8 protein-coding genes are annotated in these 8,790 nt (G+C 70.2%); 7 read left to right on the forward strand and 1 reads right to left on the reverse strand.

Annotation, left to right across the window (positions count from 1 at the left end; translation table 11 throughout):
- Window positions 1-4: 4 nt before the first annotated feature.
- A complete protein-coding gene (locus VIR15_RS16250) occupies window positions 5-1,555 on the reverse strand; it encodes an aminopeptidase P family protein (RefSeq protein WP_331929597.1) in 1,551 nt (516 codons plus the stop codon).
- Window positions 1,556-1,632: 77 nt separating this feature from the next.
- Here VIR15_RS16250 and VIR15_RS16255 point away from each other — a divergent pair, with 77 nt between their 5' ends.
- The 7 genes from VIR15_RS16255 to VIR15_RS16285 all read left to right on the forward strand — a co-directional run bounded on the left by VIR15_RS16255 (window position 1,633) and on the right by VIR15_RS16285 (window position 8,491).
- Window positions 1,633-3,183 carry a threonine/serine exporter family protein gene (locus VIR15_RS16255; RefSeq protein WP_331929599.1) on the forward strand — a complete coding sequence of 517 codons (1,551 nt, stop codon included), beginning with the start codon at window positions 1,633-1,635 and terminating at the stop codon, window positions 3,181-3,183.
- A 112-nt stretch (window positions 3,184-3,295) separates the two neighbouring features.
- Complete coding sequence (locus VIR15_RS16260) at window positions 3,296-3,838, forward strand: MaoC family dehydratase (protein WP_331929601.1); 543 nt, start codon at window positions 3,296-3,298, stop codon at window positions 3,836-3,838.
- A gap of 180 nt (window positions 3,839-4,018) precedes the next feature.
- The gene (locus VIR15_RS16265; RefSeq protein ID WP_331929603.1) at window positions 4,019-4,987 is read left to right on the forward strand and encodes a type IV toxin-antitoxin system AbiEi family antitoxin domain-containing protein; all 969 of its coding nucleotides are present in this window, start codon (window positions 4,019-4,021) and stop codon (window positions 4,985-4,987) included.
- 194 nt (window positions 4,988-5,181) lie between these two features.
- Window positions 5,182-6,045 carry a PHP domain-containing protein gene (locus VIR15_RS16270; RefSeq protein WP_331929605.1) on the forward strand — a complete coding sequence of 288 codons (864 nt, stop codon included), beginning with the start codon at window positions 5,182-5,184 and terminating at the stop codon, window positions 6,043-6,045.
- A 126-nt stretch (window positions 6,046-6,171) separates the two neighbouring features.
- Window positions 6,172-7,029: a RecB family exonuclease gene (locus VIR15_RS16275; RefSeq protein WP_331929607.1), complete on the forward strand. Its 858-nt coding sequence runs from the start codon at window positions 6,172-6,174 to the stop codon at window positions 7,027-7,029.
- The gene (locus VIR15_RS16280; RefSeq protein ID WP_331929609.1) at window positions 7,026-7,661 is read left to right on the forward strand and encodes a maleylpyruvate isomerase N-terminal domain-containing protein; all 636 of its coding nucleotides are present in this window, start codon (window positions 7,026-7,028) and stop codon (window positions 7,659-7,661) included. Before VIR15_RS16275 ends, VIR15_RS16280 begins: the two co-directional genes overlap by 4 nt.
- A 26-nt stretch (window positions 7,662-7,687) precedes the next feature.
- Window positions 7,688-8,491: a ParA family protein gene (locus VIR15_RS16285; RefSeq protein WP_331929611.1), complete on the forward strand. Its 804-nt coding sequence runs from the start codon at window positions 7,688-7,690 to the stop codon at window positions 8,489-8,491.
- Window positions 8,492-8,790: the final 299 nt, after the last annotated feature.

An 8,790-nucleotide genomic window follows, 5' to 3' on the forward strand; every position in this document is an offset into this window, starting at 1 on the left:
GGGCTCAGCCACGCGCGGACCAGATCCGCGCGATCCAGGCCTCGACGTCATCCGCGGTACGCGGCATCGCAGCCGAGAGGTTCTCGCAGCCGTCCTCGGTGATGAGGATGTCGTCCTCGATCCGCACGCCGTTGCCGCGGAACTCAGCCGGCGCCAAAAGGTCGTCCGCCTTGAAGTAGAGGCCGGGCTCGACGGTGAGGATCATCCCGGGCTTGAGCTCCGCGTCCGTGTACTGCTCGCGGGTGGCGAGGGCACAGTCGTGGACGTCGAGTCCGAGGTGATGGCTCGTGCCGTGCACCATCCACCGGCGGTGATACTGGCCGTGCTCCTTGTCGAGCGTCGCCTCGACGTCGACACCCTCGGGCAGCAGGCCCCACTCGTGGAGGTGCTCCGCGATGACCCGGATGGCGGCGTCGTGGATGTCGCTGAACCGGTTGCCCGGCTTGCACGCGGCGATCCCGGCCTCCTGGGCGGCGTAAACCGCGTCATAGATCCGGCGTTGTGCCTCGGTGAAGGTGCCACTCACCGGCAGGGTTCGCGTGATGTCGGCGGTGAAGAGAGAGTCGACCTCGACCCCGGCGTCGAGCAGGAGCAGGTCCCCCTCCGTGACGTCGCCGGTGTTCTTGATCCAGTGCAGGGTGTTGGCGTGGTCGCCGCTCGCGCAGATCGAGTCGTAGCCGACGCCGTTGCCGTGGTGCCGCGCATACAGGCCGAAGACCCCCTCGACCCAGCGCTCCCCACGGCCCCGACGGATGGCCTCGGGCAGGTCGGCGATGACCGCCTCGAAACCGCGGTGCGTCCCCTCGATCGCGGAGCGCATCTCCTCGATCTCCCACTCGTCCTTGATCATCCGCAGGTGGGAGAGGAAGGACGACAGCTCGTCGTCCGCCTCGTGCTCGGCCTCGGTGCGCTGCTCGGCAGTGGCTGCTCCCGCGGCATCGGCCGCCTCCGCGCGCGCCTTGTCCACCGCGGCCGCGACGTCGGCATCGGCCTCGCGCACCACGCGGATGCCGACCTGTCCGGCATCCTTGGCCACGGCGTCGGCGAACTCGTCGATGTGCCGCGCGGTGATGCCGAGCTCGGCCTCGACGTCCTCGATGGTGGGCCGTGCCCCGACCCAGAACTCCCCGTAGCGCGAGTCCCCGAAGAACTCATCGGTGTCGCGGCCCGAAAGTGGACGGAAGTAGAGGATCGCCTCGTGGCCCGGCGTGTCGCGGTCGCCGTCACCACCGGCGGCGCCCACGGGCTCGAGGACGAGGACGGCGTCCGCCTCGCGGTCGCTGCCGAGGCCAGTCAGATGCGCGAAGGCGCTGTGCGGCCGGAAGACATAGTCCGTGTCGTTGCTGCGGACCTTGAGGCCACCGGCCGGTATGACGAGGCGCTGACCCGGGAAGGCCGCGCTCACAGCGGCACGGCGCTCAGCGGCATACGGTGCCACTTGAGAGCGCTCGGGAAGGTCGGTGCGGCGGGGAGCCCACCCAGCCGCGACGAAGGCCCGGAACTCGTCGGTGGTCGGCCGGGCGCGGCTGGCGCTCTTCTTCTGCTCTTCGCTCATCACCTGCCCATGCTTCCACGTCGCGGCGTCGCGGCAGAAACCCAATTACCCGGCGGTCCCGGCAATACAGTCTCCGTGTGCCCCCCAGCGACCGACCACGCCGGCCGACCGCCAGGTCCTCCTCGCTGCGCTCGCTCCCGTCCCTCCGCGCGAGCACCCGGCGAGCCCTCCGTCCGAGCGGGCCGCCGACCGACGAGATCGCCCTCTGGCGCTCACCGGACGGCGTGGACCGCAAGACTGCCCAGGCCGTGATCGATCTGGCGATGCGCGCGGGAGTCGCGATGCTCTCCACCGGTGCGGCGGCGGCTGACGTCACCGCGACCGTGCTCATGCTGACCCGGACCTACGGACTCGCCAGCGTCCACGTCGACGTCACCTACACGTCCGTGACCGTCTCGTACCACCGCGGGCCGGACGCCGACCCGATCACCGTCATGCGGATCGTGCGCTTCCGCGTCCAGGACTACACGCGGCTGCAGCGACTGCGTTCCCTCATCGTCGCACTCAGCCGTGACCCCATCGACGTCGAGGACGCTCGGATCCGCTTCGACGCCGTCCTCACCGCACCGCACCCGTACCGGCGATGGGTCGTCACCGCCGCCAGCGCGACGCTTGCCGCAGGTGCTGCAGGGCTTCTCGGCGGCGGGTGGTTCATCGTCCTGCTGAGCTTCCTGACGGCCGCTGTCGTCACCCGGGTCAACGACGTGCTGAGCAAGGCCGGGATGGCCTCCTTTTTCTCCCAGTGCGTCGGCGCGGCGATCCCGACCATCGTGGCGACCCTCATCGTGGTCGGGCAGTCGGCGGGCATGACCTTCTTCGGCGACGTGTCACCATCGCTCGTCGTGGCGTCCGGCATCGTGCTGCTGCTGTCGGGGCTCTCGATCGTGGGCGCCGGGGAGGACGCCCTCGAGGGCTACTACGTGACGGCCGGGGCGCGGGCGTTCGAGGTCGTCGTCCTCTCGCTCGGCATCGCCGTGGGGGTCTCGGTCGTCCTCGCGGTCGGACAGGGCCTCGGCTACCCGATCGCCATCAGCTCGCGCACCCTGCTCGGCGACAACGTCCTCGTCCAGGTCGCGTGCGCGGTGGTCATCGCCGTCGCGTTCGGCGTCTCCTCGTACTCCACCGGGCGTGCCCTCACGGCCGCCGGAGCAGCGGCTGCCCTCGGCTGGGTCATCGTCGCCATCGGGGAGCGGGCGGAGGCCGGTGCCGTGACGTCGTCGGCGTTGGCGGCTCTCGTCATCGGCTTCGCCGCTCGACTCCTCGCGCGTCGGGCCCGGATCTCGGCGCTCGCGGTGACGACCGCAGCGATCGTCCCCCTCCTCCCGGGCCGCAAGGCCTACGAGGGGATCTCGCTCATCGTCACGCAGCCGGACGGGTTGGGCTTCTCCGCGGGGCTGCCGACGCTCGCCGAGGCGTTCGGGCTGGGGCTGGGACTCGCGGCAGGTGTCTCGCTCGGCACCTACCTCGCGGCGCTGCTCCTCGCCCGCCGGCACGGCAGCCTGATCGGACGGGCCGCGGGCACGCGTCTGCCGTCCGACCCGTCGGCCTCGGCGGCGATCATCGTGCCGCTCCTGTCCGACACCGGCGAGCTGCCGAGGGTGGACTCGGAGACCCCGCCGACCCGGTGAGTGGTCGGGCAGCGTGAGGAAGCACACGGCATACGGCCATGTCTGTATGCCGCTGGGTCCGGCAGGCTGGTCACCGTTCGCTTTCGCACGCGGTGGGTCTCAGGAGGACGGCATGCAGTTCGGTCGCAGCTACGAGGAGTTCGAGGTCGGCGCGGTGTACAAGCACTGGCCCGGCAAGACGGTCACGGAGTACGACGACCACCTCTTCTGCCTGCTCACCATGAACCACCACCCCTTGCACCTGGACGAGCACTATGCGAGTGAGACGACGCAGTTCGGGCGCAACGTGGTGGTGGGCAACTACGTCTACTCGCTGCTGCTCGGCATGTCGGTCCCGGACGTCTCCGGCAAGGCAATCGCCAACCTCGAGATCGAGTCGCTGCGTCACGTCGCGCCGACGTTCCACGGCGACACGATCTACGGCGAGACGACGGTCCTCGACAAGTGGGAGTCGACGTCGAAGGACGACCGGGGCGTCGTCCACGTCGAGACGATCGGCTACAACCAGGACGGCAAGGTGGTGTGCATCTTCCGCCGCAAGGTCATGGTGCCGAAGGAGAACTACCTGGACGCGCGCGGTGGAGAGCAGCCGGGCCGGCCCGTGCCGCAAGCGGACAAGAACTGGGCCGGGTCCACGCCGGGCCAGGAGGCCTGATCCCGCTTCCTTCCGCAACACACCCGCTTATCGACTGGTCGCCCCGGCTGCAGGTCGCGTGACCGCTCGGTAAACGGGTGTGTTCGTCGTGGTCCACAGGTGGCCGGCTCTCGGGTTCCCTGTCCACAGGCGCGGGGGAGGGTGTTCCCGCCGATGCCGTATGCCGCTGGGCTCGCTCCCATGGACAAACGACTTCAGGCGTTGGCCGGCCGACAGGGCGGCACCTTCTCGGCGGCGCAGGCGAAGGCTCTTGCGGTTCCAGACCATGAACTTCGGCGTGCGGTGGCTGTGGGCGAGCTCGTCCGGGTGCGGCGAGAGGCCTACGTCGCGAGCGCGGTGTGGGCCAGCGCGAACCCTGAGGAGCGCTATCTGCTCACGGCCTTGGCGGTCGCCCGAACGCGCCCCGGCGACGGGCTGAGCCATCACGCCGCCCTCGCCCTCCACGGACTGCCGCTCTGGGACTATGCCGCCGACCGGCTTGACCTCGTGTCCAAGGTGAGACAGGTGACCCACCGGCGAGGCCTGGCCCTGCACCCGTCCCGTGGGCTGCTTCTCCAGGAGCTCGAAGGGGTGCCCGCCGTATCGGTCGCGCGCGCCATCGTGCGGAGTGCCGTGTCCATGGGTCGTGACTGCGCGGTGGTGGCGGGCGACGCCGCTCTCCATCGCGGGCTCATCACCGTCGCCGAGCTCATCGACGAGGTCGCTCGGCTCACACCACACGAGGGCCGGACTCGCGCGATGGATGCCGTCATGCACATGGACGCGAAGGCCCAGTCCGTTGGAGAGTCAAGGACGCGCCTGATCCTTGACGATCTCGGCCTGGGGTACGAGAGCCAAGTGGTGATCAGGGACCGGGAAGGGCGGTTCATCGGCCAGGTCGACTTCCTCGTCGAAGGAGTCGTCCTGGAGTTCGATGGTCGCAACAAGTACGAGCGAGACCGGGACGACGAGGACGATGCGGCCCCCGAGCCGGGACAGGTTGTGTGGCTGGAGAAGCGACGTGAGGACGCGATCCGGCGCGAGGGCCATCCGGTCGAGCGCGTGATCTGGGACGACCTCGCCCGTCCGGGACTGATCGGCGTCCGGATCAGGCAGGCGCGTCACCTGGTCCTGCGACCACACGCCACCGAGGAGCGCCCCAGCGCCTGATTGTCCCGGCGGCAGGCTCCGCCGACGACCACCGACCCCCCGCCGACCCCCGGCCGGGCCGCCCGTCCCGACTCCCATGGCAACACACCCGCTTATCGACCGCCTGCCGCTGCTGCAGGCCGTGCGACCGGTCGATACGCGGGTGTGTTGCGGGAGGCGCGGGAGGGCGGCCGGTGGACCAATACGCTTGGCCCGTGAGCGCCGTCCCCGTCATCGACCTGCACACGCACTCGACGGCGAGCGACGGGACCGACACCCCCACGGAGCTGGTCATTGCCGCACGAGAAGCGAGCATCGACGTCCTCGGGATCACCGACCACGACACCGTGGCGGGTTGGGCAGAAGCTGAGGCGGCCGCGCGCGACCACGGCCTAGCGCTCGTGCGCGGCATCGAGATCTCCACGACCTGGCACCACGGGTCGATCCATCTCCTCGGCTACTTGACGGACCCGCACGACGTGGACCTGATGGGCGAGCTCGCCAAGGCCCGCGAGTCGCGCGCCAAGCGGCTCGAGCGCATGGTCGCGCTGATGGCGGACGACGGGATCCCGATCACCTACGACGAGGTGCTCGACCAGGTGGCGCCGGGCGCGACGCCCGGGCGCCCGCACATCGCCGACGCGCTCATCGCCAACGGGACGATCCGGCACCGCGACGAGGCCTTCCGAGAGTGGCTCACCAACGAGTCGCCCTATTACGTCAAGCACTACTCGCCGCATCCGGTGCGCGCCTGCGAGCTTGTTCGTGGGGCAGGCGGCGTGCCCGTGCTCGCCCACCCGTTCACCAGGACAAGGGGAGAGACAGTTACCGACGCGCTCGTCGAGGAGATGTATGCCGCTGGGCTCGCCGGTCTCGAAGCCTTCCACCGCGACCACGGACCTTCGGAGGTCGAGCGCGCACTGGCTCTGGCTCGTCGGCTCGGCTTGCTCGTGACGGGTGCCAGCGATTACCACGGCGTGGGCAAGCACAACCGGCTGGCCGAGTACACGACAGCCCCAGAGGTGTTCGCCTCCATCGAGTCGCAGGCGAGCGCGGCGACGCCGGTGGTGCGGCGGTGACCGGGATCGCGGGTCTGTTCCTCGCGGCCGTCGGCGTCCGGTGGGTGGCCGACTCGGTGCGAGCCTCTGTCATGGGTCCGGCCTAGGGTGGCTGACGTGAGAGTGGAGCAGGGCACCTTCGTAGGCATGCCGACCCCGCTGTACCCCGCGTCGCCCTCGAGGTTGCTGGCCTGGCTCGACTGCCCACGGCGTTACCGGATGCAGTACCTCGACCGGCCCAAGCCGGAGGCGCGATCACAGCGGGCGCACACCTCGGTCGGGATCGCGACCCACAACGTGCTGCGCGACTTCTGGGACCTGCCTCAGTCCCGCCGCACTCCGGAGGGCGTGGCCGAGCTCGTCCGCACCTCGTGGATCGACGTCGGGTTCCGTGACCCCGAGCAGTCTGCGTCATGGCGGGCGAGGGTCACCGAGTCCGTGGTCGACTACCTGCGGCAGGTCGACCGACATCGCCAACCGCTTGGACTCGAGCGCGCGGTCGCCCTGAGGACGGACTCCATCACGGTGACCGGGCGGGTCGACCGGCTCGACGACCGCGACGGGACGGTCGTCGTCGTCGACTACAAGACCGGTCGCCAAGCGCCGTCCGAGGACGACGCCCGGACCTCCCTGCCACTCGCGCTCTACGCGGCAGGAGCCGCGCGCGTCTTTCGACGGCCCTGCGTCCGAGTCGAGCTGCACCACGTGCCGACCCGCACGGTCGCCGCGTACGAGCACACGACCGAGTCGCTGGAGCGCAAGATCGCCGAGGCGGAGTCCATCGCCGGAGACCTCCGTAGGGTCGACGCCGACTTCGCGGAGCGAGGGATCGAGTCGCTGTCCTTCACACCGCGGCCGTCGCCGCTGTGCACCTGGTGCGACTTCCGCGCCCACTGCCCCGAGGGGCAGCAGATGGGTCCGGAGAAGTCGGACTGGGCCGGACTCGAGGCGGTGGACCCATCCGGGCTTCGAAGCAGCGTCGAGAGCATCGAGGAGAAACCATGAGCGATCTTCGCTCCGCCTTCGTGGAGGCGGCCGACCACGTGATCGCGATCGTGGCTCGTGACGACGTCAGCATGGCGTGGCGCGAGCCCAGCGCACTGGCCGACTGGTCGATCGGCGGCCTGGTGGCGCACTTGGCCGGGCAGCTGCCGACGGCACTTCGGCTGCTGCAGGGCGAGCCCGGAGCCGACCCGATCACCGTCGACGAGCACTATCACCGCTCGGCCTGGGTCAGCGCTGGGCATGACGCCGAGGTCAACAGCGGGATCCGTGCGGGCGGCGAGCGTGACGCCTCGGACGGTCATTCGGCCGTCCTGGCCGCGGCAGTCCGAGCGCGCGCCGAGCTACCGTCGGTTCTTGCGAGGCAGCCGGCCGACCGGCCCGTGCTCATCCCGTGGACAGGGTGGTCACTTCTTCGCGACGACTTCCTCACTGGGCGGATGCTCGAGATCGTCGTCCACGGCGAGGACGTCGCAGCCAGTGTGGGCTTCACCGCTCCCGATTTGTCGCGGGCTGTTCTCGACCCGGTGCTGGGGCTGCTCACCCGTCTGGCGATGAAGAAGCACGGCCAGGGAAACATCGTGTCCGCCCTCACACGCTCGGAGCGGGCGCCGCGCACGATCTCCGCCTTCTGACCCGGACGACCTGACACACTGGCGCCATGGTCCGCCCCAAGACGGGAGACCGTCGCCCCACGATCCTCGCCCTGGCCAACCAGAAGGGCGGCGTCGCCAAGACGACCTCGGTCGCGAGCCTCGGCGCTGCCTTCGTCGAGCAGGGCAAGCGGGTGCTCCTCATCGACCTCGATCCTCAGGCCTGCCTCACCTTCTCACTCGGGATCGACCCCGACACGGTGGACACCTCCATCCACGAGGTGCTCACGCAGGGCGCGCCCGTGGCCGACGCCGTCCTGAGCTGCGACGAGGGACTCGACCTCGTCCCGTCGACGATCGACCTGGCCGGCGCCGAGGCCATGCTGATGCCGCGGCCGGGTCGCGAGTACGTCTTGCGCACCGCGCTGGAAGGCGGCGCGGACGACGAAGCGGGCCCAGCGGCATACGACATCATCCTCATCGACTGCTCACCCAGCCTCGGCGTGCTGACCCTCAACGCGCTGACGGCGGCTGATGCGGTCATCGTGCCGATGCCAGCCGAGATGTTGAGCCACCGCGGTGTCGGTCAGCTGCTCGACACCGTTGCGGACGTGCAGCGGATCCTCAACCCGGATCTCGAGGTGCTCGGGATCCTGCCGACGCTCCATGACGGGCGGAGCCGGCACGTGCGCGAGGTGCTGGCCGATGTCGGCGAGCGCTACGGCGTGCCGGTCCTCGAACCGCCGATCCCCAGGACGATCCGCTTCGCGGAGGCGCCGGCGGTCGGGCGGTCCATTCTCTCCACGGCTCGGACGTCCAAGGGCGCGCAGGCCTACCGTGAGGTTGCCGCGAAGGTTCTTGCGCAGCTGTGACGCGGCCCGCTGACAGGGAGGGGCTCCCCAACGCAACACACCCGCTTGTCGCCTGCCTGCTCCTGCTGCAGCAGGGGTTGGCACGCGACAAGCGGGTGTGTTGCCAAGGAGCGGGGGACCGGTGCGGTCGGAGCGACGTGTGCCGGGCGCCGGTGGGTCAGTCGGCGCTGGTCGATGCCGGTGCGGACTCGCCCTGTGCCGAGTCATGACGCCGACGGCGCTGCCGGGGGCGCGACGAGCGCTCACCGGCCGCGGACTCCGGGGTGCTGGCTGCGCCACCGTTCGAGTCGGGTGCGACG

Source organism: Intrasporangium sp. (genome assembly GCF_036566125.1).
Taxonomy (GTDB): Bacteria; Actinomycetota; Actinomycetes; order Actinomycetales; family Dermatophilaceae; genus Intrasporangium.

Bases quoted from the DNA above. Each gene is read 5' to 3' on its own strand.
- VIR15_RS16250 (WP_331929597.1), bottom strand. From the start codon at position 1,555: ATGAGCGAAGAGCAGAAGAAGAGCGCCAGCCGCGCCCGGCCGACCACC.
- VIR15_RS16260 (WP_331929601.1), top strand. From the start codon at position 3,296: ATGCAGTTCGGTCGCAGCTACGAGGAGTTCGAGGTCGGCGCGGTGTAC.
- VIR15_RS16285 (WP_331929611.1), top strand. From the start codon at position 7,688: ATGGTCCGCCCCAAGACGGGAGACCGTCGCCCCACGATCCTCGCCCTG.
- VIR15_RS16265 (WP_331929603.1), top strand. From the start codon at position 4,019: ATGGACAAACGACTTCAGGCGTTGGCCGGCCGACAGGGCGGCACCTTC.
- VIR15_RS16280 (WP_331929609.1), top strand. From the start codon at position 7,026: ATGAGCGATCTTCGCTCCGCCTTCGTGGAGGCGGCCGACCACGTGATC.
- VIR15_RS16275 (WP_331929607.1), top strand. From the start codon at position 6,172: ATGCCGACCCCGCTGTACCCCGCGTCGCCCTCGAGGTTGCTGGCCTGG.